The organism is Aeromonas sp. CD, from assembly GCF_033349375.1.
GTDB classification, from domain to species: Bacteria; Pseudomonadota; Gammaproteobacteria; order Enterobacterales; family Aeromonadaceae; genus Aeromonas; species Aeromonas hydrophila.
Window position 1 is genome coordinate 3,716,767 of the sequence record NZ_CP137631.1, and the last position, 23,191, is coordinate 3,739,957.

24 protein-coding genes are annotated in these 23,191 nt (G+C 63.7%); 17 read left to right on the top strand and 7 right to left on the bottom strand.

All coding sequences use genetic code 11. The features are described 5' to 3' along the window. Positions 1 to 27: 27 nt before the first annotated feature. The 13 genes from nadD (at position 28) to R2E40_RS17200 (ending at position 11,975) form a co-directional block, all read left to right on the top strand. Complete coding sequence (gene nadD / locus R2E40_RS17140; protein ID WP_318165571.1) at positions 28 to 672, top strand: nicotinate-nucleotide adenylyltransferase; 645 nt, start codon at positions 28 to 30, stop codon at positions 670 to 672. Positions 673 to 857: 185 nt separating this feature from the next. Continuing rightward, positions 858 to 1,199, top strand: coding sequence for a ribosome silencing factor (gene rsfS, locus R2E40_RS17145; RefSeq protein ID WP_011707026.1), 342 nt, complete (start codon positions 858 to 860; stop codon positions 1,197 to 1,199). A 22-nt stretch (positions 1,200 to 1,221) separates the two neighbouring features. Beyond that, positions 1,222 to 1,689 (top strand): 23S rRNA (pseudouridine(1915)-N(3))-methyltransferase RlmH, encoded by a 468-nt coding sequence (gene rlmH, locus R2E40_RS17150; protein WP_005298242.1) that lies wholly within the window; start codon positions 1,222 to 1,224, stop codon positions 1,687 to 1,689. 207 nt (positions 1,690 to 1,896) lie between these two features. After that, on the top strand, positions 1,897 to 3,813 hold the full coding sequence (gene mrdA / locus R2E40_RS17155) for a penicillin-binding protein 2 (protein ID WP_016351679.1): 1,917 nt from the start codon (positions 1,897 to 1,899) through the stop codon (positions 3,811 to 3,813). Further along, positions 3,806 to 4,909 carry a rod shape-determining protein RodA gene (gene rodA, locus R2E40_RS17160; RefSeq protein WP_016351680.1) on the top strand — a complete coding sequence of 368 codons (1,104 nt, stop codon included), beginning with the start codon at positions 3,806 to 3,808 and terminating at the stop codon, positions 4,907 to 4,909. The genes mrdA and rodA overlap by 8 nt, the downstream gene beginning before the upstream one ends. After that, complete coding sequence (gene mltB, locus R2E40_RS17165) at positions 4,909 to 5,907, top strand: lytic murein transglycosylase B (protein WP_318163981.1); 999 nt, start codon at positions 4,909 to 4,911, stop codon at positions 5,905 to 5,907. The genes rodA and mltB overlap by 1 nt, the downstream gene beginning before the upstream one ends. Continuing rightward, positions 5,849 to 6,814: a septal ring lytic transglycosylase RlpA family protein gene (locus R2E40_RS17170; protein ID WP_318163982.1), complete on the top strand. Its 966-nt coding sequence runs from the start codon at positions 5,849 to 5,851 to the stop codon at positions 6,812 to 6,814. Before mltB ends, R2E40_RS17170 begins: the two co-directional genes overlap by 59 nt. Before the next feature lie 195 nt (positions 6,815 to 7,009). After that, entirely contained in the window at positions 7,010 to 8,200 is a 1,191-nt protein-coding gene (locus tag R2E40_RS17175; protein ID WP_011707032.1) for a D-alanyl-D-alanine carboxypeptidase family protein, read from the top strand. A gap of 292 nt (positions 8,201 to 8,492) precedes the next feature. Next, the gene (ybeD, locus tag R2E40_RS17180) at positions 8,493 to 8,756 is read left to right on the top strand and encodes a DUF493 family protein YbeD (protein WP_005298227.1); all 264 of its coding nucleotides are present in this window, start codon (positions 8,493 to 8,495) and stop codon (positions 8,754 to 8,756) included. Between the two features lie 96 nt (positions 8,757 to 8,852). Further along, positions 8,853 to 9,557, top strand: a complete 705-nt coding sequence (gene lipB / locus R2E40_RS17185) for a lipoyl(octanoyl) transferase LipB (RefSeq protein WP_276846481.1) — start codon at positions 8,853 to 8,855, stop codon at positions 9,555 to 9,557. Positions 9,558 to 9,642: 85 nt separating this feature from the next. After that, entirely contained in the window at positions 9,643 to 10,608 is a 966-nt protein-coding gene (lipA, locus tag R2E40_RS17190; RefSeq protein WP_011707035.1) for a lipoyl synthase, read from the top strand. 163 nt (positions 10,609 to 10,771) lie between these two features. Then, entirely contained in the window at positions 10,772 to 11,269 is a 498-nt protein-coding gene (locus R2E40_RS17195; RefSeq protein ID WP_318163983.1) for a GNAT family N-acetyltransferase, read from the top strand. A 136-nt stretch (positions 11,270 to 11,405) separates the two neighbouring features. Further along, on the top strand, positions 11,406 to 11,975 hold the full coding sequence (locus R2E40_RS17200) for an RBBP9/YdeN family alpha/beta hydrolase (protein ID WP_318163984.1): 570 nt from the start codon (positions 11,406 to 11,408) through the stop codon (positions 11,973 to 11,975). Between the two features lie 44 nt (positions 11,976 to 12,019). Here R2E40_RS17200 and nqrE read toward each other — a convergent pair whose 3' ends face one another. The 6 genes from nqrE to R2E40_RS17230 all read right to left on the bottom strand — a co-directional run bounded on the left by nqrE (position 12,020) and on the right by R2E40_RS17230 (position 17,689). Beyond that, complete coding sequence (nqrE, locus tag R2E40_RS17205) at positions 12,020 to 12,619, bottom strand: NADH:ubiquinone reductase (Na(+)-transporting) subunit E (RefSeq protein WP_011707038.1); 600 nt, start codon at positions 12,617 to 12,619, stop codon at positions 12,020 to 12,022. 154 nt (positions 12,620 to 12,773) lie between these two features. After that, complete coding sequence (locus tag R2E40_RS17210; protein ID WP_318163985.1) at positions 12,774 to 13,184, bottom strand: hypothetical protein; 411 nt, start codon at positions 13,182 to 13,184, stop codon at positions 12,774 to 12,776. Between the two features lie 218 nt (positions 13,185 to 13,402). Further along, positions 13,403 to 13,906 carry an N-acetyltransferase gene (locus tag R2E40_RS17215; RefSeq protein ID WP_318163986.1) on the bottom strand — a complete coding sequence of 168 codons (504 nt, stop codon included), beginning with the start codon at positions 13,904 to 13,906 and terminating at the stop codon, positions 13,403 to 13,405. 39 nt (positions 13,907 to 13,945) lie between these two features. Continuing rightward, positions 13,946 to 15,127, bottom strand: a complete 1,182-nt coding sequence (locus R2E40_RS17220) for a MerR family transcriptional regulator (protein ID WP_318163987.1) — start codon at positions 15,125 to 15,127, stop codon at positions 13,946 to 13,948. Between the two features lie 149 nt (positions 15,128 to 15,276). Beyond that, a complete protein-coding gene (gene recJ, locus R2E40_RS17225; RefSeq protein WP_318163988.1) occupies positions 15,277 to 17,007 on the bottom strand; it encodes a single-stranded-DNA-specific exonuclease RecJ in 1,731 nt (576 codons plus the stop codon). Next, positions 16,973 to 17,689: a disulfide isomerase DsbC N-terminal domain-containing protein gene (locus R2E40_RS17230; protein ID WP_318163989.1), complete on the bottom strand. Its 717-nt coding sequence runs from the start codon at positions 17,687 to 17,689 to the stop codon at positions 16,973 to 16,975. The genes recJ and R2E40_RS17230 overlap by 35 nt, the downstream gene beginning before the upstream one ends. Positions 17,690 to 17,949: 260 nt before the next feature. Between R2E40_RS17230 and mscL the strand changes: the two genes are divergently transcribed. After that, positions 17,950 to 18,357 (top strand): large-conductance mechanosensitive channel protein MscL, encoded by a 408-nt coding sequence (mscL, locus tag R2E40_RS17235; protein ID WP_318163990.1) that lies wholly within the window; start codon positions 17,950 to 17,952, stop codon positions 18,355 to 18,357. A 59-nt stretch (positions 18,358 to 18,416) separates the two neighbouring features. Here mscL and xerD read toward each other — a convergent pair whose 3' ends face one another. Further along, on the bottom strand, positions 18,417 to 19,316 hold the full coding sequence (gene xerD, locus R2E40_RS17240; protein ID WP_011707046.1) for a site-specific tyrosine recombinase XerD: 900 nt from the start codon (positions 19,314 to 19,316) through the stop codon (positions 18,417 to 18,419). Between the two features lie 187 nt (positions 19,317 to 19,503). Between xerD and fldB the strand changes: the two genes are divergently transcribed. From fldB to R2E40_RS17255, 3 genes are all read left to right on the top strand, one after another. Further along, positions 19,504 to 20,022: a flavodoxin FldB gene (gene fldB / locus R2E40_RS17245; RefSeq protein ID WP_016351694.1), complete on the top strand. Its 519-nt coding sequence runs from the start codon at positions 19,504 to 19,506 to the stop codon at positions 20,020 to 20,022. 314 nt (positions 20,023 to 20,336) lie between these two features. Continuing rightward, positions 20,337 to 21,737, top strand: a complete 1,401-nt coding sequence (locus tag R2E40_RS17250; RefSeq protein ID WP_318163991.1) for a TldD/PmbA family protein — start codon at positions 20,337 to 20,339, stop codon at positions 21,735 to 21,737. Beyond that, positions 21,737 to 23,077, top strand: a complete 1,341-nt coding sequence (locus R2E40_RS17255) for a TldD/PmbA family protein (RefSeq protein ID WP_318163992.1) — start codon at positions 21,737 to 21,739, stop codon at positions 23,075 to 23,077. The genes R2E40_RS17250 and R2E40_RS17255 overlap by 1 nt, the downstream gene beginning before the upstream one ends. The last annotated feature ends 114 nt before the right edge of the window (positions 23,078 to 23,191 follow it).

Here is a 23,191-nt window from a genome sequence, read left to right on the forward strand (position 1 = left end):
ATCCCGGCTGCCACCGGAGGGAGCCCCATGTTGCAGCCGCCCATCGGCATTCTGGGGGGGACGTTCGATCCCATCCACATCGGTCACCTGCGCCCGGCCATCGAGGCCCGCGACGCCCTGGGCCTGGCCGAAGTGCGCCTGCTGCCGAACCATATTCCACCCCACCGGGCCAGCCCCTTCTGCTCGAGCGAGCAGCGCCTGGCCATGGTCGCCCTGGCAGCGGCGGAAAACCCGGGCTTCATGGTGGATGAGCGGGAGCTCAAGCGGGACACCCCCTCCTGGACCATCGACACCCTCATCGAGCTGCGTCATGAACTGCCGGACACCCCGCTCTGCTTTTTGATGGGGATGGACTCCCTGCTCGGCCTGCCGAGCTGGCATCGCTGGCAGGAGCTGCTCGATTACGCCCACCTGGTGGTGAGTACCCGCCCCGGCTGGCAGCCGGACTACCCGGCCGAGGTGGCCGAGCTGCTGGCCCGCCACCAGAGCCGGCAGGTGGCAGATCTGCATCGGCTGCGCCACGGCCGCATCTGGCTGGCGGACAATCTGCCGGTCGAGCTGTCGGCCACCCGCCTGCGGGCGCTGCTGGCAACGGGCGCGGATCCCCGCTATCTGCTGCCGCCGTCGGTGGCGCAATACATCCGCCAGCAGGGACTGTACCGGCCGGCATGAACCCGATCGCGGCCGGCGGTTGTCCGGCACGGATCGCGCACTATAGTGATCAACAGGGGGCGAGTTTGCCAAGCGGGCACGGCCCCTGTTCCACTCCCCTTCACCGCACTGGGAAACGGGAGTGACCATGATATAATCCGCCGCCCTCACGCCGTGAAAGCGCGCCGGAATACAGGAGAGACTCATTGCAAGGTCAAGAATTGCATGCCTTTATCGTCGACAAGATCGATGACATGAAAGGCCGCGACATCATCACCCTCGATGTACGCGGCAAATCCAGCATCACCGACACCATGATCGTCTGTTCCGGCAACTCCAGCCGTCACGTCAGCGCCATCGCCCACCATCTGGCCAGCGAAGCCCGCCATGCCGGACTCGATCTGCTGAGCGTGGAAGGCCAGCTCACCGGCGAATGGGTACTGGTAGATCTGGGGTCGGTGATCGTGCACGTGATGCAGGATGAGCATCGCGACTTCTACCAGCTGGAAAAACTCTGGAGCGGCACCGCTCAAGTGAACGCGCAATAACCGAGTACAAGTGTAATAAACGATGAAGATCCAGTTGATTGCGGTGGGCACCAAGATGCCCGCCTGGGTAGAGCATGGCTTCGAAGAGTATCGTCGTCGTTTCCCCAAAGACATGCCGTTCGAGCTGGTCGAGATCGGCGCCGGCAAACGTGGCAAAAATGCCGACATCCCCCGCATTCTGCAAAAAGAGGGGGAAGCCATGCTGGCGGCGGCCGGTCGTTCGCGTATCGTGACCCTGGATATTCCCGGCAAACCCTGGACCACCGAGCAGCTCGCCGTGCAGCTGGAAGCCTGGAAGCTGGATGGCCGCGACGTAGCCCTGCTGGTGGGCGGCCCTGAAGGACTGTCGCCCGAGTGCAAGGCTGCCGCCGAACAGAGCTGGTCGCTGTCGCCGCTGACCCTGCCCCATCCGCTGGTGCGGGTGCTGGTGGCCGAGAGCCTCTATCGCGCCTGGAGCATCACAACCAATCATCCGTATCACAGAGAGTGAACCATGCGTTATTCCAGCATCACCCTCGCATACCCGAATCACAGAGAGTGAGCCATGCACTATTCCAGCATCACCCTCACATACCCGAATCACAGAGAGTGAATCATGCGTTATTCCAGCATCCCCCTCTCAAACCAGAATCACAGAGCGTGAGCATGCACATCTGCACCCCGTTTCTCACCTGCTCGACAGTCATAAGGTAGCGGCATGCTGAAGAATCGCATCGAGATGCGCGACCACAGCGCCGAGGGTCGCCTCTTCTTCCGACGTACCCTGGTCGCCTACATCGGCATGATAGTGCTGATGCTGGTGTTGCTGGGCAACCTCTATTACCTGCAGGTCGAGTCTTACGACACCTACCAGACCCGCTCCAACGACAACCGCATCCGGGTGGTGCCGGTGGCGCCGCCGCGCGGCCTCATCTATGACGCCAACGGCGTGCTGCTGGCGGAGAACCGCCCGGTCTACAGCCTGGAGATAGTGCCGGAAGAGACCAAGGATCTGGAGAAGACCGCCGACGAGCTGATCGCCCTGCTGAAGCTGCCGGAAGGCACCAAGGAGAAGTTCCTGGCCGAGGTCAAGCGCCAGCGCCGCTTCAAGCCGGTGGCCCTGTTCGAGAAGCTGACTGAGTATCAGGTTGCCCTCTTCTCGGTCAACCAGCACAACTACCCCGGGGTCAGCATCGAGGCCTACCTCAAGCGCTACTATCCGTTCGGTGACACCCTCACCCATGCGCTGGGCTATGTGGCCAAGATCAACACCCGCGACGTGGAGCGCCTCGACAAGGAGGACAAGCTCGCCAACTATGCCGCCACCAAGGACATCGGCAAGCAGGGGGTGGAGAAATACTACGAGGATCAGCTGCACGGCGTGGCGGGCTACCAGGAGGTCGAGGTCAACAACCGCGGCCGGGTGGTGCGTACCCTCAAGTTCCAGCCGCCCGAGCCCGGCAAGGACATCTACCTCAACATCGACATCCGCCTGCAGCTCAAGGCGCAGGAGTTGCTGGCCGGCCGCCGGGGCGCCATCGTGATGATGGATCCCAATACCGGCGCCATTCTGGCCATGGAGTCGAGCCCGAGCTACGATCCCAACCTGTTCGTGACCGGCATCTCCAGCGCCAACTACTCGGCGCTGCTCAACGATCCGGCAAGGCCACTGGTGAACCGCACCACCCAGGGCATCTATGCCCCCGCCTCCACCGTCAAGCCCATGATGGCGGTGATGGGGCTCAACGAGGGGGCCATCACCCCCAACTACCGTTACTTCGGCGGCCCCAGCTTCTCCATCCCCGGTACCACCAAGAAGTTCCGCGACTGGCGCCGCTGGGGTCACGGCTGGCTCGACGTCTACCGCGCCATCGAAGTGTCGGCGGATACCTACTTCTACGATCTCGCCTACCGGGTCGGCATCGACAAGATCAACAGCTACATGACCAAGTTCGGCTTCGGTCAGTACAGCGGCGTCGATCTGTACGAGGAGACCAAGGGGGTGATGCCGTCACGCGACTGGAAGATGGCCCGCTGGCGCCAGCCCTGGTATCAGGGTGACACCATCTCCATCGGCATCGGCCAGGGCTACTGGAGCGCCACCCCGATCCAGCTGGCCAAGGCCATCAGCATCCTGACCCAGAACGGCCACGACGTGACGCCGCACCTGCTCAAGAGCACCGCCTCCATCGATGGCGTGGTCAATGCCCCCATCAACCCGAACATGGCCATCCAGACCAAGAGCGACAGCTACTGGCAGGTGGCCAAGGACGGCATGTGGCGGGTCATCAACGGTCACGAGGGGACGGGTCGGCGCGCCTTCGCGAACACCCCCTACAAGGCGGCAGGCAAGTCCGGTACCGCCCAGGTAGTGGGGCTGAAGGAGAACCAGGTCTACAACGCGGCCACCACCAAGGTGGAGCATCGCGACAACGCCCTGTTCGTCTCGTTCGCCCCGTTCGAAGCACCCAAGGCGGTCGTCGCCCTGGTACTGGAAAACGCCGGTGGCGGCAGCAGCATGGCCGCTCCGGTGGCCCGCCAGATGCTGGACGCCTACCTGCTGCCGCCAGAGCCGCAACTGCCGCCGGCGCCGGCCAAGAAGCCCCAATCTGAAGAGGTCGCTCCTCATGAGTAATTCCGCTCGCCAGCAGAGCATCTGGTACAAGCTGCACATCGACTTGCCGCTGCTGCTCGGCCTGCTGACCCTGATGTCCCTCTCCATGGTGGTGCTCTACTCCGCCTCCGGCCAGGACGTCGACTCCATCGTGCGCCAGCTGGTGCGCGGCGGGCTGGCATTCGCCCTGATGATCGGCATGGCCCAGCTGCCCCCCTCCCTCTATGCCCGCTGGTCGGTGCCGCTGTTCGTGGTGGTGGTGCTGCTGCTGGTCGCGGTGGACGTGTTCGGCCATATCGGCAAGGGGGCCCAGCGCTGGCTGGACCTCGGCTTCATGAAGTTTCAGCCCTCCGAGGTGATGAAGCTCTCCATGCCCATCATGGTGGCCGCCTGGCTCAGCCGTCATTCACTGCCGCCCAAGTTCAGCCACCTGGTGCTGAGTCTCATCATGGTGCTGCTGCCTACCCTGCTGATCGCGGCCCAGCCTGACCTTGGCACCTCCATCCTGGTGGCCGCCTCCGGCTTCTTCGTGATCTTCCTGGCGGGGATCAGCTGGTGGCTGATCGGGCTGGCGGTGCTGCTGATCTGCGCCTTCATGCCGGTGCTCTGGTTCTTCCTGATGCACGACTACCAGCGCCAGCGGGTGCTGATGCTGCTGGACCCGGAGAAGGACCCGCTCGGTCGCGGCTATCACATCATCCAGTCCAAGATAGCGATCGGCTCCGGCGGCGTGTTCGGCAAGGGCTGGCTGCAGGGCACCCAGTCCCAGCTCGAGTTCCTGCCCGAGCGCCACACCGACTTCATCTTCGCGGTATTCAGCGAGGAGTTCGGCCTGGTGGGCGTGGCCCTCCTGCTGGTGATCTACCTCTACATCATCAGCCGCTGCCTGTTCATCTCCATGCAGGCCCAGAACAGCTTCGAGCGCCTGCTGGGCGGTGCCCTGACCCTCACCTTCTTCGTCTACGTGTTCGTCAACATGGGCATGGTAAGCGGCATCCTGCCCGTGGTGGGGGTGCCCCTGCCGTTGGTGAGCTACGGCGGCACCTCCATGGTGACCCTGATGGCCGGCTTCGGCATCCTGATGTCCATCCAGACCCACAGAAGGCTGCTGGCCTGATGCGACTGGCCGGTTTGCTGCTCTCTCTCGTTGCCCTCACAGCAACTGCGGCCGTCGAGCCCCCGGGGCTCGCCCGGCTCGCCGAGCAGCAACAGGTGCCGCTGGCCGAGCTGCAGGCCGCCGCGGCCCAGGCCAGCTTGCGCCAGGAGGTGCTCGACACCATCAGCCGCCCGTGGGAGGCCAAACCCTGGCACCGCTACCGGCCGCTGTTCATCACCCCTGAGCGGATCCGGGATGGTGTCAACTTCTGGCAACGCCACGCCGCCACCCTGGCGCGGGCCGAACAGACCTACCAGGTGCCGGCCTCCCTCATCGTCGCCATCATCGGCATCGAGACCTTCTACGGCCGCCAGATGGGCCGCCATCCGGTGCTCGACAGTCTCTATACCCTGGGCTTCCACTACCCCGAACGGGCAGATTTCTTCGCCAAGGAGTTTGCCCAGCTGGTGCTGCTTGCCCGGGAAGAGAAGTGGCCACTCACCCGCCTGAAGGGCTCCTATGCCGGCGCCATGGGCATGGGCCAGTTCATGCCCTCCAGCTATCGCCACTACGCAGTCGACTTCGACGGCGACGGCAAGCGCGATCTGTTCGCCAATCCGGTGGATGCCATCGGCAGCGTTGCCCACTATTTTGCCGAGCACCAGTGGCGCTGGGGGGAGTCACCGGTCGAACCCGCCTTGATCGGGCTGGCGCCAGTAGGTACCCTGCTGGGGCCTGCCCCCGAGCTGACCCAGACCTGGGCCGAGCTGGCCACCGCAGGCATTGAACTCGCCACCCCGCTGGCACCCGACACGCCGGTGAAACTGCTGGCATTGGAACAGGCCGATGGACCGGAATACTGGGTCGCGCGCCACAATTTTTATGTGATCACCCGCTATAACCGCAGCCCGCTCTATGCGATGGCGGTGCATCAACTCAGTCAAGCAATCCAGGACGCGTATGCATTACAGCCACAAACTTCTCCCGCTCAGCCTGACCTTGTTGCTGGCCGCCTGTAGCAGCCAGCCGGAGCAGCTTCCCCCGCCTCCCGAACCAGTCCAGCCGGAAAAACCCCAGGTCATCGAGATCCCGCAGGCCACCGGCGCCATACCGCGCCCCGAACCCCTGAGCGCCAGCGGCAACCGGGATTACTGGATAGGCAAGCAGAAGAACGAGGTGTGGCGCGACATCAAGCACTACAGCGAAGAGGGCACTGCCAGCTGGCTGGCGCAGGATCTGGACGGCCAGAAGACCGCCAACGGCGACGTGCAGGACAGCAAGCTGTTCAGCGCCGCCCACCGCAACCTGCCGCTGCCAAGCTATGTGCGGGTCACTAACCTGGACAACGGGCTGGAGACCATAGTACGCGTCAACGATCGCGGCCCCTTCGGCAGCGACCGGCTGATCGATCTCTCCCATGCGGCCGCCAAGCAGCTGGAGATGGTGGAAGGAGGCGAGGCACGGGTGCGGGTCGAGCTCATCAACGACACCCCGGACCAGATGGTGATCATGGCCCCCATGAAGCCCATCGAGATGACACCGACCACGCCGGCTACCGCAGCCTCTGCAGCTCAGGATGGCTTCGTCGGCCAGCCCACCGAACTGGCCATGGCCACACCGGCTGCCGCCGAACCGGCCCCCGTCAAGGCTCCGGTCGCCAAACCCGCCAAACCGGCAGTGGCCAAGCCGACCGCGCCCGCCAGCAGCGGCGAGGGCAAGATGATCCAGGTGCTGGCCAGCGGCTCGCAGGCACGGGCCGAGGCGATGGGCAAGGTGATGACCCAGCGCCATGGGGTGCCCTACCAGGTGGCGGCCCACGGCGCCATCTTCCGGGTCCTGCTGGGGCCGGTCCCCGCCGCTCAGCAGACCGCCCTGCTCGAACAGATCCGTCAGGGGGGGCTGGAACAAGCCTTCATCGTCCCCTGATCGCGGAGTGGCTCAGCCAGCATGAACCACCGCCAACCGCCCGCCATCACGTCGTTTCCCGGCGTGATGGCGGCAACGGATGGATAAAAAACCAGGCCAGATGGCACGTCGGGCTTTGACCGACGGTCGCTTCTGGTATAGTGAAGCCCGCATTTTTAACTTGGGTTACCCCAACCAGGCTCCAGGAATTTCAAGATGTCCAAATTTGCCCGTTCAGTTATTCTGGCCTCCCTGATAAGCGCCACCGCTCAGGCCAACACGCCTGTACCGACCCCGAACGCCAACCCCGTGGTCGTTCCCGCCGCGCCGGAGATCTCCGCCAAGGCCCATATTCTGATCGACTACTACTCGGGTCAGGTGCTGGCCGAGCAGAACGCCGAAGAGCGTCTGCCGCCCGCCAGTCTGACCAAGATGATGACCTCCTACATCATCGGCCAGGAGCTGCTGAAGGGGAACATCAAGCGCACCGACATGGTGACCATCAGCCAGAACGCCTGGTCCAAGAACTACTCCGACTCCTCCAAGATGTTCATCGAGGTGGGCAAGCAGGTCTCGGTCGATGACCTCAACAAGGGCATCATCATCCAGTCCGGCAACGACGCCTGCGTCGCCATGGCCGAATTCCTGGCCGGCAGCACCGACTCCTTCGCCAGCCTGATGAACAGCTGGGCCGCCAAGCTCGGCATGAACGACAGCCACTTCATGAACCCGCACGGGCTGGATGCGGAAGGTCACTACAGTACCGCCCACGACATGGCGCGCCTGGGCCAGGCCCTGATCCGCGACCTGCCGGACGAGTACAAGATCTACGCCCAGAAGTCCTTCGTGTTCAACGGCATCACTCAGCACAACCGCAACCGTCTGCTGTGGGATCAATCCCTGCAAGTTGACGGCATCAAGACCGGCCACGTCAGCCAGGTCGGCTACAACCTGGTCTCCTCCGCCACCAACAACGAAGGCATGCGCCTGATCGCCGTGGTGCTGGGCGCCAGCAGCGAAGCCTCCCGCGCCGCCGAGAGCAAGAAATTGCTCACCTACGGTTTCCGTTTCTTCCAGAGCCTGACCCCGTACAAGGCCGGCACCGAGCTGGTGACCCAGAAGATCTGGATGGGCGACAAGTCTGAAGTGAAACTGGGCGTCGACAAGGACGTCTCCGTGCTGGTCACCCGTGGCCAGGGCAACAACCTCAAGGCTGACTTCCAGCTCGAAAGTGAGCTGAAGGCACCGCTGGCCAAGGGCCAACGGGTCGGTACCGTGTTCCTCAAGCAAGGCGACAAGGAGATCAAGCAGGTTCCGCTGGTCGCCCTGGAAGAGGTGCAGGAAGGTGGCCTGATGAGCCGTCTGTGGGATTACCTGGTGATGCTGGTCTCCAGCTGGTTCAAGTAACCTGCGCACAAACCTGACCAAACAGCGGCGCCAACAGGCGCCGCTGCTGTCTTTTGCGGTCGGGCCAGTCAATAACCCTGCAATCTGCAGGTTCCGCCGACTGACGATTTGTGGTAAAAAGCAGCACCTCCATGCCTCGTCTGCCAGACCGGACCTTGATCCCGGCCTGGGCAATGCCCATATACACTTGAGCAGTGCCCGCCACAGACGGGTAGATGGCGGCCCTGATGGGCCATCGGCCACTAGCCACAAGCGATGAAGTCGTCCCGTGACGACACCAAAAGGTGAGTAAATGAATACCAAGTTTGATGAACTGCTGGAGTTCCCCTGCAAGTTCCCGTTCAAGGTGCTCGGCGTTGCCGATCCGGCGCTGCCGGACATGGTGGTGGAAGTGCTGCAGCAGCACGCCCCCGGTACCTACAGCCCGACCGTGCAGCCCAGCTCCAAGGGCAACTACCACTCGGTCCGGGTCACTGTGACCGCCCAGAGCAAGGAACATATCGAAGCCATGTATACCGCACTCGGTAACATAGAGCTGGTTCGCTACGTCCTGTAAGTCGCCTCTCTCGCCCCGCCACCGGGGCGACTGATTATTTGCCAGCCGGCTGTCGTGGCCGCGCTGGCCGACCCAAGCGCCTGTCAGTGAGGAAAGATGTCACTCCAAACCCCCGCCGAATCACCATCGTCAGCCCCCCGGCTGCTGGTCAGACAGCTGGGCCGCCGTCCCTACCAGCCGGTATGGGATGCCATGAAGGCCTTCACCGACAGCCGTACCCCCGACACCCCGGACGAGTTCTGGGTGGTGGAGCACGATCCCGTCTACACCCAGGGTCAGGCCGGCAAGGCCGAACATCTGCTCGCCCCCGGCGACATCCCGGTGGTGCAGAGCGATCGCGGTGGCCAGGTGACCTATCACGGCCCCGGCCAGCTGGTGCTCTACGTGCTGGTGGATGTGCGCCGCAGCAAGTTGACGGTGCGCGAGCTGGTGACCTGCCTCGAGACCGCCATCATCAACACCCTGGCCAAGAGCGGGATTGAGGCTTATGCCAAACCCGACGCCCCCGGCGTCTACGTGAAGAACCAGCTCGGTGCCTCGCTGCAGACAGAAGCCAAACTGGCCTCGCTCGGCCTGCGCATCCGCAAGGGCTGCTCGTTCCACGGCCTGGCCCTCAACGTCAACATGGACATGACCCCCTTCCTGCGCATCAATCCGTGCGGCTATGCGGGCATGGCCATGACCCAGACCAGCGCCCTGGGCGGCCCGCAGAGCGTGGCCGAGGCTCAAGCGATTCTGGTGGCCGAACTGGCCAGCCTGATCGGTTATGAGACAATCACGAATACCGAAGAGGCGGCATGAGCAAGTCCATGCTGCCTGGCCATGAGGGCACTGAGATGACCCTGGTGGCTATCAACCAGACAATAACAAACACCGAGAGTGAATCATGAGCAAACCCGTTCGTATGGAGCCGGGCGTCAAGCTGCGCGATGGCGACAAGATGGCCCTGATCCCGGTGAAATTCATGCCGGATCCCAACGAGGAAGTGCTGCGCAAGCCGGACTGGATGCGGATCAAGCTGCCGCCGTCGAGCCAGAAGATCGAGCACATCAAGAGCACCCTGCGCAAGAACAAGCTGCACTCAGTGTGTGAGGAGGCCTCCTGCCCCAACCTGGCGGAGTGCTTCAACCACGGCACCGCCACCTTCATGATCATGGGTGCCATCTGCACTCGTCGCTGCCCCTTCTGCGACGTGGCCCACGGCCGCCCGCTGGCGCTCGATCCGGACGAGCCGAAGAAGCTGGCGCTGACCATCAAGGAGATGGGGCTGAAATACGTGGTGATCACCTCGGTGGACCGCGACGATCTGCGCGACGGCGGTGCCCAGCACTTCGCCGACTGCATCAAGCAGATCCGCGAGCACAGCCCGCAGACCCGCATCGAGATCCTGACCCCGGACTTCCGCGGCCGGATGGAGCAGGCGCTGGAAGTGTTCCGCGAGACCCCGCCTGACGTGTTCAACCACAACCTGGAAACCGCCCCGCGCATGTACCGGGTCGCCCGTCCGGGTGCCGACTACAAGTGGTCGCTGGAGCTGCTGCGCCGCATCAAGGAGATGCACCCCCATGTGCCGACCAAGTCCGGCGTCATGATGGGTCTGGGCGAAACCAACGAAGAGATCGTGCAGGTACTCAAAGACTTGCGCGAGCACGGCGTCAACATGCTGACCCTGGGCCAGTATCTGCAGCCGAGCCGCCACCACCTGCCGGTGAAGCGCTACGTGCCGCCTGCAGAGTTCGACGAGCTCAAAGACGTGGCCATGGGGCTGGGCTTCTCCCACGCTGCCTGCGGCCCCTTCGTCCGCTCCTCCTACCATGCGGACCTGCAAGCCAAGGGCGAAGAGGTGAAATAACCTCGCTCCCTCTGGTCAAAAAAGAGCGCCCAAGGGCGCTCTTTTTTATGGGCCGGCCGCAGGCGGACGCCGTTCCGCTTGCTGACCACGACCAGCGCCGTTTGCACTCACTTCGCCTCCGGGTTAACGTGAGCCTCCCTTCTCCCCTTGAGTGATCTGCAGGATGCCGACACCGCTTATCCGCTTGCTGCCCATGAGCGAGCAGCACTACCCCGCTTATTGCGCCTGCTTCATCGAGGAGTACGCGCAGGATCTCGCCAGCAACCAGGGCCACGATCTCGCCACCGCCCGCCACAAGGCCGAGGCCTCCCTGCAGCGCTATCTGCCGCAAGGGGTGGCCAGCGCCGGTCACCGCCTGCTCTGCATCCTGCCCACAGAGGAAGCGGTTGTGCCTGCCGAGGAGGAGCCACTGGGTTATCTCTGGCACGCCATCGACAGCGACGGTACCGCCACCTTTATCTATGACTTCTATGTCGCACCGGCCCACCGCAGCCGGGGGATCGGCAAGGCCGCCATGGCGCTGCTGGAAGCCGAGCTCAGGAGCCTCGGCATCCGCCAGATCACCCTGCGGGTCGCCCACGACAACCCGCGCGCCCTGGCGCTTTACCAGGAGGCGGGCTTCGCCATCACCGGCTACAACATGGCCAAACGGCTGGGTTGAAAGCCCTATACTGCCCTTGTACTACCCGGACAGGGGCGTGCCACCACCCGGCTGGCGCTGATATGATGAGGCCGCCCGGTCTGCGTCACTGCGCACGCCCTTTTGTTCCCTGTCGCCCCCTTTCAGGATCCTGCTTATGTCACACACCCGCGTCTTCATCGTGCACGGCTATACCGCCTCCCCCCACTCCCACTGGTTCCCCTGGCTCAAGGCGCAGCTCGAAGCCCGCGATATCCGGGTCGAGGTGCTGGCCATGCCTGATCCCCACCATCCGCAACCCGCCGCCTGGGACGCTGCCATGGACAGCCTGGTGCGGGATCACGATGAACGGACCTTTCTGCTGGGCCACAGCCTCGGCTGCATCACCATCTTGCGCCAGCTGAGCCGCCTGCCTGCCTCCCGCCGGGTGGGCGGGATCCTGCTGGTGTCCGGCTTCGATCAGCCGCTGCACACCCTGCCTGAGCTGGATCCCTTCATGACCCAGGGTTACGAGCCGGCCCACATCATGGCGCTGGCGCACCGACGGGTCGTGGTCGCCTCCCGCGACGATGCCATCGTGCCCTATCGCTACTGCCAGCATCTGAGCGAACAGCTGGCCGCCCCGCTCTACAGCCTGGAGCATGGCGGTCACTTCCTCGACCGGGACGGTTTTCTGGAGCTGCCACTGGTACACGACCGCCTGCTGGGGATGATCGAGGACCAATAGATGGCAAAACGGCCACTTGCGTGGCCGTTGTAACACCCATTCGGCTAGAGCGAGATGCCGGAAAAAGACATGAAGCCGAGCGACATCAGCCCGGCCACGATAAAGGTGATGCCGATACCGCGCAGCCCCTCTGGCACATCCGAATACTTCATCTTCTGGCGCAGGCCGGCGATGGCGACGATGGCCAGCAGCCAGCCCAGCCCTGAGCCCGCCCCGTACACCACGGATTCGATGAAGTCGTAATCCCGCTGGGCCATGAACATCACCCCGCCGAAGATGGCGCAATGCACCGTCAGCAGCGGAAGATAGATGCCGAGCGCGTGATAGAGCGCCGGAAAGTGCTTGTCGAGCACCATCTCCATCACCTGCACCAGCGCCGCCAGTACCCCGATATAGACGATGAAATCGAGAAAGCTCAGATCAAACTCGCCGAGGAAGGTACTCTCGGGACGCAGGATATGGCGGTAGATCAGGTTGTTGAGGGGGATGGCGATCACCATGACCACCAGCACCGTCATGCCAAGGCCAAAGGCGGTATTGATGTTCTTGGAAACGGCCAGGAAGGTGCACATGCCAAGGAAGAAGGCCAGCGCCAGGTTTTCGACAAAGATCGAGTGAATAAAGAGGTTTACATAATAATCCATCGGGTCGGCTCACAAGGTGTACGGGGCGGGAGCCGCCTTCGCACTCGCCGGTGGGCAGGCACGAAGACGGTGCAAGGAGGGCACCGGACCGCACGGGCATGCCTTCGCGGCTGACATCAATCAGCGAGGGAGCAAGCCTTGGGCGGACGGGCGCTCAGCAAGCAGCCGGACGCGAGTCGCTGTGGCAGAAACGAAATTGCAGGTGATGGCAGCTCAACTGCCACCGGTGCAGATAACCGAAGTAGTCGCTCAGTTGCCTGAGGTAGATGAGGGGCAGGAAGAACAGCAGGCCGCAGAGCAGGCCGAGGATATCGTGCTGGAACCAGGCCAGCAGCACCTGATAGAGCTCGGCTTGAGCGGCCCCTTCCAGCCGTCGACCCTGCTCGAAGCTGAGCCGCCACTGGCAGCCCGGCGGCAGGCTGACGCTGTTGACCAGCCCGGGATCGGCCGGCTCATGCAACTGCATCGAGGCGCCCTGGCCAACCGCAGCCTGACGTACGGCGGCACCGACCTCTGCCGCGGCGAAGGCGGCAAGCCACAGAAGGCAGGCGATGGCGAGGGCCATCGGCCAGGTCGAGCGTCGGCCAGCGGGTGACAAGCGGGGAGTCCCTTCTTTAAAAGAGGATTCAGCGAGGCCGAATATATCACAATTCATCTTTTTATTGAATTTGAAACCCTGCAAACGCTCACGAATCGATACTAAAAACCCTCGTTATCAATAAAGCCGGCAATTAAAAACCACAATGAGCGCAAGGAGCACCCTCTTTGCCCTCACGGTGACCCTCACGCCTGCACAAAGGCTGGGTGGTAGCACACTTCGCCACGGGGCATGGCGGCGCCGAACGAGCGGGCCATGAAGTACTCCGCCGGCACGCCGGACAGTGTCAGCCCCGGCTCGGACACGAAGCCGAAACGGCCGTAGAAGCCGGGATCCCCCAGCACCACGCAGCCGGCCGCTCCAATCCCCTTGAGCTCGGCCAGACCCGCGTCCATCAGCCGTGAACCCAGCCCCTTGCCGTGCAGAGCAGGAGAGACCGAAATGGGGCCAAGACCATACCAGTGCGGGCTGCCATCACTGATGGTCACCGGCGAGAAGCAGAGGTGGCCTACCACACGCCCCTCCTGCTCCGCCACCAGCGACAGGCTGAGCGCCCCGGCTTGGCGCAAGGCACGCACGATCCGCTGTTCGTTGTGATCGGTATGGGGCGCATTGAGGAACGCGACTATGGTCAGCGCCTCAATGGCGTCGTGATCGGCGCCCGTTTCGGGCCGAATGATGATGTTCATAGGTTTTCTCCGTTTGTTCTCTTGCAATGGATGGCCTGATCAGGCGGCCTGCAGGCAGCAGATCACATAGCCGTAGCTACCCAGGTATTGGCGGTGAATGGCCACTTCCCGGCTCAAATCCTGCCAGGCGGGGCTATCCCCCAGCGCGGCACTGTGGTGCGCCAGATTGCGCTCGATGGGGTCCAGATAGTTGTGCCAGGCCCTTTGCGGCAACGGGGTGTGCGACAGACAGCGATAACCCGCCTCTTGCACCGTTTTGAGCAGGCCCGCCAGCGTCTGCATGGCGGGATAATCCCGCTGCCAGAACGCCAGCGCCTCCTCTGGCGGCGTGTCCGTCAGCCACACCAGGTCGCTCAGCACCAGGCAGGCATTAGGATCGGCAAGGTACGGCCGCCATGCCTGCAAGGCATTGGCCACCCCGATGGTGTAGGCGCTCCCCTCGGCCCAGATGAGGTCGGCGGGGGCAAGTTCCATGGGCAAGTCCGCCATATTGGCGCACAGGGTAGTGACCTGACCCAGCCCAGCCGCACTGGCGCTGCGGGCCACGGCGGCCAGCGCCTCCTCGTCCAGATCGATGGCCACTATGGTGGCGTCCGTCACCTGTGCCAGCGCCATTGTGGCGGCGCCGCGCCCGCAACCCATGTCGAAGATCCTGCGAGGCTGGCTGGGCAACGCGGCAAACTGCTGCTGGGTGAAGAGGCTATCCCCCGGCCCCCAATTGCTCATGCCGTCCAGCAGCAGCTTGAAATCCCGGATGTAGCGCTCATGTTCGTTCATGTCTTTGCTCAGCCATTGCAGGTGGTAACGCTCTTTTTCACTGAATCCCTGCTTCATCACCCAGGCAAAGTAGGCCTGCGGGGCTTGATGCTGCAGTTGCCGCTGCCAGGCCTTGAACTCGTCGCCGGAGTGCGCACGCAAACCGGCGAGATCCGCCAGCAGATCCCGGGCGCGCTGCATCTGTGCCAGCTCTTCATCCAGCTCCCTGACCCGGGCCTGCAGCGTTGCCTGCTCCAGCTCACCCGCCAGACAGGCGAGACACTGCTTGAGGCTGAGCCCGCCGGCCTGCAGGGCCTGTACCATCAGCAGCCGCTGCAGATCTTCATCGTCGTAGTGGCGATAGCCGTTGGTGGCCCTCGTTCCCGCAATCACCCCCAGCTTTTCGTAATAGAGCAGGGTGGAGCGGGCCAGGCCACAGCGCCGGGCCAGTTCGGATATTTTCATGACAACCACTCGCTGAGGGGTCTGTGACCCGATGAAGGGAAGCTTAAACTGTGAAGCAATAGACGGGTCAACGGCAAAATCCGGGTTCACACCATAAAAAACGGCCACCCTGAGGTGGCCGTCATCGGCAGCAAGAGAGACTCGCGGGATCAGAGGCCGGCGGCCTCCAGATGCTCCACCAGCAGCTGCACGCTGCGGTTGCCGCGCCACTCGTTGACGTCGAGCCGGTAGACCAGCCGCACCCGCTTCACCGAGGCATCGGGCCAGCGCTGCAAGTCGACGCCAAAGGCGATGGCATCCACCGCGTGGCCGGAATCCGTGGTCAGCATCATCTTGAGGTGCTTCTCCCCCACCAGTCGCTGCTGCACCAGCACGAATTCGCCGTCAAACAGCGGCTCGGGGAAGGCCTGACCCCAGGGGCCGGAGGCGCGGATGAGCTCCGCCAGCTCCAGACTCAGTTCATCGGGCAGCAGCTCGCCATCGGTGAGCAGTACCCCGGTCAAGAGCTCAGGGGTCACCAGCTCGCCGATGATCGCCTCAAAAGCCCGCCCGAAGGCCTCGATATTGGCCTTGAGCAGGGTCAGCCCGGCCGCCATGGCGTGGCCGCCAAACTTGCCCATCAGCCCCGGGTGGCGGGTATCGAGCAGTTCCAGCGCATCGCGCAGGTGCACCCCCGGGATGGAGCGCCCGGAGCCCTTGAGTTCGGTCTCGCTGCTCTCGGCAAACGCGATGACCGGGCGGTAGTACTTCTCCTTCACCTTGGAGGCCACCAGCCCCACCACCCCCTGATGCCACTCGTCCCGGTGCAGCACTATACCCGACGGCACCTCGCCATCACGAAAACGGATCTGTTCCAGGGTGGCGAGCGCCTCCTGCTGCATCCCCTGCTCTATCTCCTTGCGCTCCTGGTTGAGGCTGTCCATTTCGGAAGCGAGCTGGCGCGCCAGGTTGATGTCCTCGCTCAGCAGGCAGGCGACCCCGAGCGACATGTCGTCGAGCCGGCCCACCGCGTTGAGGCGCGGCCCCAGCGCAAAGCCGAGATCGGCGGCGCACAGGCGACGACCGTCGCGACCCGACACGTCCACCAGCGCCTGGATGCCGGGGCGACAACGGCCGGCCCGGATCCGCTGCAAGCCCTGATGGACCAGGATGCGGTTGTTGCCATCCAGCGCCACCACGTCAGCGACGGTGCCGAGCGCCACCAGATCGAGGTAATCCGCCACGTTGGGGGCGCGCAGCCCCTGGCGCTCATACCAGCCGCTCTGGCGCAGATGGGTGTTGAGGGCCGCCATCAGATAGAAGGCAACCCCGACCCCGGCCAGCGACTTGGAGGGGAAGTCGCAGCCATGCTGGTTGGGGTTCACTATGGCATCGGCGTCAGGCAGCGCCTGGCCTGGCAAATGGTGATCGGTAACCAGTACCTGCATGCCGGCCGCCTTGGCCGCCGCCACCCCGGCGATGCTGGAGATGCCGTTGTCCACCGTGATCAGGAACTCGGCGCCGCGGGCCACCGCCAGCTCGACGATCTCGGGGGTGAGGCCATAACCGAACTCGAAGCGGTTGGGCACCAGAAAATCGATGTGGCGGCCGCCCATGGCGCGCAGGGCCAGCACGCACAGCGCCGAGCTGGTGGCGCCGTCGCAGTCAAAGTCACCGACGATGAGAATGCGTTTTTGCGCCGTCAGCGCCTCGGCCAGCAGCGGCACCGCCTGCGCCATGCCGAACAGACGCTGGGGCGGCAGCAGCTGGCTGGCGCTGCGCTCCAGCAGAGCGGGATCTTCGACCCCGCGGCTGGCGAAGATTTGACGAAGCAGCGGGTGCAGGGTGGCGGGCAGATGGGAATCATCAACTCGCGGACGACGACGGATTTGCAGGGGCATTGATGTGATCCAGTATCTTGAGCAGTTGTTCAGGACTCTGATAACCGCGCACCAGGTCGCCATTTGGCAGGACCCAGCTCGGCAGCGCCTTGATCCCGAGCCACTGGCTCAGGCCGATATGATGGGCAAGGATCTCATTACAGCCGGTCTCAGGCAAACGATCACTGAGATCCAGAGCATCGAACTGCCGGGGATCGCACCAGCGTGCCTGCGCCTCGGCCAGATCGGCAAAGGTGCCGAGCACCGGCAGCAGCTGCACGCTGACCCCTCTCGCCTGCAGGACCGGCAGCTCTGCCAGGGTGGTGCGACAGCTGCTGCAGGCGAGATCGGTAAACAGGGTGACGCGATGGCGCTCCTGCTCGGCCGTGAGCTGCATCCGCCGCTCGCCGATCTGCGCCAGGGCCAGTTGCCGCTGCTGACGCAGCCCCAGCATGGTGAGGTTTTTCATGTCGTGGGCCAGATCCAGCATGGTGCCCTGCAGCACATAGTCGCCCCTGGCATCGGTATAGAGCAGCCCCTGGGCGGTGCCCAGCATATAGAGACCGGGCATGGGGGTCTCGTCCACCAGATAGACCTGAACCCCGAGCCGTTGCTCTATGGTCTGCTTCAACAGTTGGGGATCCATCCCCGCGCTGGCGGCAAAAGAGCCCAGCAGCATCATTCCCAGCAGTAAATACTTCACTCTTTTACTCACTTGGCATGAACGAATGGACTCACAAGGTAACTCAGTGAATATTCTCTCCTCAACCGCTTAATTACCGATTGATTAATAGCGAAGGCCGCAAAAAAATCCCGATCTGACAGGTTGCCAATCGGGCAAAGGCCCAGCAAGCTAACCGGGACGACAGGAAACACGACGGTCATCCTCTGTTTTCCTGCAGCTTTAATTATTCAAATACCGGTGCGGCGCTGGCCGTACCCTGCCCATTTTTGGAGGGGAAAATGAGTCTGATTCAAGAGTTCAAGGCCTTTGCGTCCAGAGGCAACGTGATCGACATGGCGGTCGGTATCATCATTGGTGCCGCCTTCGGCAAGATAGTCTCTTCCTTCGTCGGGGACGTGATCATGCCGCCCATCGGCCTGATCCTGGGGGGCGTGGACTTCAGCGACCTCGCCGTGACCCTGAAGGCCGCCGAGGGGAGCACCCCGGCCGTGGTCATCTCCTACGGCAAGTTCATCCAGACCATCATCGACTTCCTGATCATCTCCTTCGCCATCTTCATGGGGCTGAAGGCCATCAACACCCTCAAGCGCAAGCAGGAAGAGGCAGCGGCCCCGGCCGGCCCGACCAAGGATCAGGAGCTGCTGACCGAGATCCGCGATCTGCTCAAATCCCAGCAGGGAAAATAAGCGCCAGCTCCTGTCGTGTATTCTAAAAAAACCGCCTTCTGGCGGTTTTTTGTTGTCGGTCAGGCGCGCGGATGGTGCTGGCCGTGCAGCGCCTTGAGCCGCTCGTTGGCCACGTGGGTGTAGATCTGGGTGGTGGAGAGATCCGCATGGCCCAGCAGCATCTGCACTACTCGCAGATCGGCGCCGTGGTTGAGCAGATGGGTGGCGAAGGCGTGGCGCAGGGTGTGGGGGGAGAGCTCGCCCTGGATGCCGGCGCGCTGGGCATAGAGCTTGATGCGGTGCCAGAAGGTCTGACGGGTCATCATGCGCGCCTGCTTGGAGGGGAACACCACGTCCGAGCTGGTGCCACCGAGCAGCAGAGTACGTGCCTCCCGGTAGTAGCGCTCCAGCCAGTGCACCGCCTCCTCCCCCATGGGCACCAGCCGTTCCTTGTTGCCCTTGCCGACCACCCGCACCAGCCCCTGGCGCAGGCTGACATGCTCGGCGGTCAGCCCCACCAGCTCGGAGACTCGCAGCCCGGTGGCGTAGAGCAGCTCGAGCATCGCCTTGTCCCGCAGCTCCAGCGGCTCGTCCACCAGCGGCGCTTGCAGCAGCGCCTCCACCTCGGCTTCGCTGAGATCCGATGGCAACTTCTTGGGCAGTTTGGGCCCCTCCAGCAGCACTGTGGGGTCGTCGCTGCGCAGCTTCTCCCGGTTGAGGTACTGATAGAAACGGCGCAGGGCCGACAAAAAGCGGGCCGTGCTGCTGGCCGCAAACTGCTGGTCCACCCGCCAGGCGAGATAGTGCTGGATGTCGTCCAGCCCCGCCAGCAGCAGGGAGCCGCCCTGCTCGTCGAGCCAGAGGGCAAATTTTTCCAGATCGGTGCGATAGGAGCTGACCGTGTTGTCGGAGAGGCCCCGCTCCAGCCAGAGGGCGTCCAGAAACGGCTCGATCAGGGGATGGGATTCAGACTTGCTCATGGTGCGCCACGCTCAGGGGAAACATGGCCCATTGTAACGTGCCGACCCACCGCCGCCGCAAGTTGCCGTTGTCCATCGCCCGCCAGGCGGTGAAGCGCGCCGGCCAATCTGCTAGACTGACGCCCTCCCCCGGGCGCCACCCTGCGGTTGCCCGCTCCCATTGCCGACTGCGATCAAGAGAAGAGCGATGAAGATAGGTTTGTTTTACGGCTCTACCACCTGCTACACCGAGATGGCCGCCGAGAAGATCCGCGCCCTCATTGGCCCCGAGCTGGTCGATCTCCACAACATCAAGGATGTGCCCCTCACCCTCATGCAGGAGTACGACATCCTGATCCTGGGCATCTCCACCTGGGACTTTGGCGAGCTGCAGGAAGACTGGGAATCCCGCTGGGAAGACATTCAGGATGTCGAGCTGGAAGGCCGCATCATCGCCCTGTTCGGCATGGGCGATCAGCTGGGTTACGGCGAATGGTATCAGGATGCCCTCGGCCTGCTGCACGATCAGCTGGTCCCCAAGGGCGTCAAGCTGGTGGGCTACTGGCCCAACGAGGGGTACGAGTTCGATGCCTCCAAGGCGCTGATCGACGATGGCCGTCACTTCGTCGGGCTGGCGCTCGACGACGCCAACCAGTACGACCAGACCGAATCGCGCATCGAGCAGTGGGTCGACCAGATCCTGGGGGAAATTCACGAGCTGCTCTGACGCAGGGTTGCCTGACACCAGTGGCGATGGCCCCTGGCCCCCGGCCCCCGGCCATCGCCCTCTCCCCACACGGCATGACGACGAAGGCCTGGCGAAAGGCCTCCTTGAACAAACGTCAGCTGCGACGCTTCACTGACAGCCGGCCCAGGTTTCGGGCCGCCGGGCGCATAAATCGCACCGATTTTCTCAATCGGTATCATCGCATGACGCTATAGCGACTTTTTTGTGCTGGTCTGCAACAATGGAAACGGTACCCCATAACAATCACAGCCGGGTATCGGAAGCAAACGGACAGACCAGAATAAGGAAATTCTATGACCCCATTCTCCCTGTTGGCCCCTGCCATCGCCCGCGACGTGCTCGATCACGCGCTGGCGCTGGGTGCCGACTTCGCCGAGCTGTTTGTGGAGCGCAAGCGCCGCAGCCAGCTCAGCCTGCTCTCCAGCCAGATAGAAAACATCAGCGGCGGCCTCGATTTCGGCATCGGCGTACGCCTGTGTTACGGCCACAAGGTGCTCTACGGCTACACCAACCTGGCCAGCCGCGATGAGCTCTTGCGCATCGTCAGCCTGCTGGCGGCCAAGGACCGGCGTGACCCCGTGGTGACCGCCACCGCCTTCGATTTCAGTCGCCTGAGCGATCGCAATCCGGTGGCCTTGCCGCTGTCGGCCGACAAGCTGCTGGAACAGAAGATCGCCTACCTGCACGCCATGGATGCCGCGGCCCGCGCCGAGAGCACCAAGGTGAGCCAGTTTGCCGGCAACGTGCTGGGCTGGGAGCAGGAGGTGGAGATCTTCAACAGCGAAGGGGTGCAGGTGAGCGATCGCCGTCACTACAACCGCATCATGGCCCAGACCATCGCCGCCCTTGGCAGCGAACAGAGCGTGGGCTATGAAGCCCCCGGCGCCATGATGGGCTGGGAACACGCGGCCCTCATAGACCCGCTCGAGCTGGCCCTCACCGCCACCCGTCAGGCGCTGGTGAAGCTGGGCGCAGCCCCCTGCCCGAGCGGCAAGTTGCCGGTCATCATGGAGAGCGGCTTTGGCGGCGTCATCTTCCACGAGGCGTGCGGCCACCTGCTGGAGACCACCTCGGTGGCCAAGAAGGCCTCGGTGTTCCACGACAAGATGGGCCAGCTCATCGCCAATCCGGCGGTCAGCGCGGTAGACGAGGGGCTGCAGGGAAACGCTTGGGGCTCCATCAACGTCGATGACGAGGGAATGGCGACCCAGCACACCCAGCTCATCAAGGATGGCGTGCTGACCGGCTTCCTGGTGGACCGGATGGGGGCGCTGCGCACCGGCTACGCCCGTACCGGTTCCGGGCGGCGTGAATCCTACAAGTTCGCGCCGGCCTCGCGCATGCGCAACACCTACATAGAGCCGGGCCATCACAGCCTGGACGAGATGCTGGCGACCGTGGAGCACGGCATCTATGCCAAGCGGATGGGGGGCGGCTCGGTGCAGCCCGGCACCGGCGAGTTCAACTTCAACGTGCAGGAGGCCTACCTCATCGAGGGGGGCAAGATCACCCGGCCGCTCAAGTCGGCCACCCTGATCGGCACCGGCCCACAGGTATTAAAGGAGATCTCCATGGTGGGGCGCGATCTGGCCCTCTCCGCCGGCATGTGCGGCTCGGTCTCCGGATCCATACCAGCCTCGGTCGGCCAACCGCCGCTCAAGGTTGACAGCATTCTGGTCGGAGGGAACGCCTGATGAGCCAGCTCGACATGAACCAACTGCTTGCCCGCCTGCTGGACCAGGTCGCCAATCTTGGGGCCGAGGCGGACATCATCGCCAACCAGGACAAGGCCTTCTCCCTCAAGGCCGACAAGGGCGAACTCAGCGAATACAAGGTCACCAGCAGCCAGCAGATCGGCATTCGGCTGATAAAAGAGGGCCGGGTCGGCATCGCCTATTCGGAGTCCCTCGACGAGTCGGCGCTGGCCGCCATGCTGCAGGATGCGCTGGATGCCAGCCGCTTCGCCAAGGTGGACCCGGATCAGACCATCGCCGTGCAGCAGAGCCGGCTCACCACCGACTGTACCGAGATCAATCAGCCCGATACCTCCCCCGTGGAGGAGAAGATTGCCCTGGCCCTGCGCCTCGAGTCGGACATGCTGGCGCTGCCGGACGTGACCGGCGCCCCCTACAACAGCTTCTTCGAGGGAGAGGGCCGGCTGTGGCTCGCCAACAGCCAGGGCAGCCTCTGCCAGCATCAGGCGTTCAGCGTCGGCTGCTACAGCTCCGCCCTCATCGAGCGCGACGGCCGTCAGTCCATGTTCTCCCAGGGGCAGTATGAGCGCCGCTTCGATGCGCTGGACAGCCAGACCCTCATCCGCCAGATCCACGCCGTGGCCGATGGCCTGCTGGCGGGAGAAGCGGTGCCGAGCGGCCACTACAGCGCCATCTTCGACACCAATGCCCTGGCCAGCCTGTTCGGCTGCTTCCAGGCCGCACTGTCGGGCAAGTGGGCCCAGCAGGGGATCAACCCCTGGCGCGACAAGCTGGGCCAGTCGGTGGCCTCCCGCTGGCTCACCCTGGAGAGCCGGGCCTATATGCCGGGCGGCATGCACATCAAGGCCTTCGATGGCGAGGGTGCCCCCACCCGGGATCTGCTGTTGATCGGCGAAGGGGAGCTCAAAACCCTGCTGCACAACAGCGCCACCGCCCACCACTTCGGCCTGGCCAGCAACGGCTCGGCGGCGCGCAGCGCCCGCAGTGCGCTGGATGTCAGCCCGCGCCACCTGGTGTTCGGGCTCGGCCCTCACAGCGAGGCCGAGGCGCAAGGCGGCGAGTACCTGGAGCTGGTCAAGCTGGACGGCCTGCACTCCGGCGCCGATGCGGTGAGCGGTGACTTCTCGTTCGGCGCCTCCGGCTTCCTGTGTCGGGACGGCGTGCGGGTGGCGCCGGTGCGCGGCATCACGGTGGCGGGCAACTTCTATCGCCTGCTGGGTGAGCTGGAAGCGGTCGCCAACGTGCTGCACCACGACGACGGCAAGAGCTTCTATGCCCCGCTCATCCGTTTCGGCGGGCTGAGCATTGCAGGCAAGTAGCCATCTATGGATGACCATGAGCATCATGCTTCTCCATTCGTCCGCTTCGGCGGGCTGAGCATCGCTGGCAAATAACTGTATATCGAGGGAAAAAACCTCCAGCACCCCACCAGA

Coding starts and splice junctions, on each gene's coding strand:
- nadD (WP_318165571.1), top strand. CDS start 28: ATGTTGCAGCCGCCCATCGGCATTCTGGGGGGGACGTTCGATCCCATC.
- rlmH (WP_005298242.1), top strand. CDS start 1,222: ATGAAGATCCAGTTGATTGCGGTGGGCACCAAGATGCCCGCCTGGGTA.
- mrdA (WP_016351679.1), top strand. CDS start 1,897: ATGCTGAAGAATCGCATCGAGATGCGCGACCACAGCGCCGAGGGTCGC.
- rodA (WP_016351680.1), top strand. CDS start 3,806: ATGAGTAATTCCGCTCGCCAGCAGAGCATCTGGTACAAGCTGCACATC.
- mltB (WP_318163981.1), top strand. CDS start 4,909: ATGCGACTGGCCGGTTTGCTGCTCTCTCTCGTTGCCCTCACAGCAACT.
- R2E40_RS17170 (WP_318163982.1), top strand. CDS start 5,849: ATGCATTACAGCCACAAACTTCTCCCGCTCAGCCTGACCTTGTTGCTG.
- R2E40_RS17175 (WP_011707032.1), top strand. CDS start 7,010: ATGTCCAAATTTGCCCGTTCAGTTATTCTGGCCTCCCTGATAAGCGCC.
- ybeD (WP_005298227.1), top strand. CDS start 8,493: ATGAATACCAAGTTTGATGAACTGCTGGAGTTCCCCTGCAAGTTCCCG.
- lipB (WP_276846481.1), top strand. CDS start 8,853: ATGTCACTCCAAACCCCCGCCGAATCACCATCGTCAGCCCCCCGGCTG.
- lipA (WP_011707035.1), top strand. CDS start 9,643: ATGAGCAAACCCGTTCGTATGGAGCCGGGCGTCAAGCTGCGCGATGGC.
- R2E40_RS17195 (WP_318163983.1), top strand. CDS start 10,772: ATGCCGACACCGCTTATCCGCTTGCTGCCCATGAGCGAGCAGCACTAC.
- R2E40_RS17200 (WP_318163984.1), top strand. CDS start 11,406: ATGTCACACACCCGCGTCTTCATCGTGCACGGCTATACCGCCTCCCCC.
- nqrE (WP_011707038.1), bottom strand. CDS start 12,619: ATGGATTATTATGTAAACCTCTTTATTCACTCGATCTTTGTCGAAAAC.
- R2E40_RS17210 (WP_318163985.1), bottom strand. CDS start 13,184: ATGGCCCTCGCCATCGCCTGCCTTCTGTGGCTTGCCGCCTTCGCCGCG.
- R2E40_RS17215 (WP_318163986.1), bottom strand. CDS start 13,906: ATGAACATCATCATTCGGCCCGAAACGGGCGCCGATCACGACGCCATT.
- R2E40_RS17220 (WP_318163987.1), bottom strand. CDS start 15,127: ATGAAAATATCCGAACTGGCCCGGCGCTGTGGCCTGGCCCGCTCCACC.
- recJ (WP_318163988.1), bottom strand. CDS start 17,007: ATGCCCCTGCAAATCCGTCGTCGTCCGCGAGTTGATGATTCCCATCTG.
- mscL (WP_318163990.1), top strand. CDS start 17,950: ATGAGTCTGATTCAAGAGTTCAAGGCCTTTGCGTCCAGAGGCAACGTG.
- xerD (WP_011707046.1), bottom strand. CDS start 19,316: ATGAGCAAGTCTGAATCCCATCCCCTGATCGAGCCGTTTCTGGACGCC.
- fldB (WP_016351694.1), top strand. CDS start 19,504: ATGAAGATAGGTTTGTTTTACGGCTCTACCACCTGCTACACCGAGATG.
- R2E40_RS17250 (WP_318163991.1), top strand. CDS start 20,337: ATGACCCCATTCTCCCTGTTGGCCCCTGCCATCGCCCGCGACGTGCTC.
- R2E40_RS17255 (WP_318163992.1), top strand. CDS start 21,737: ATGAGCCAGCTCGACATGAACCAACTGCTTGCCCGCCTGCTGGACCAG.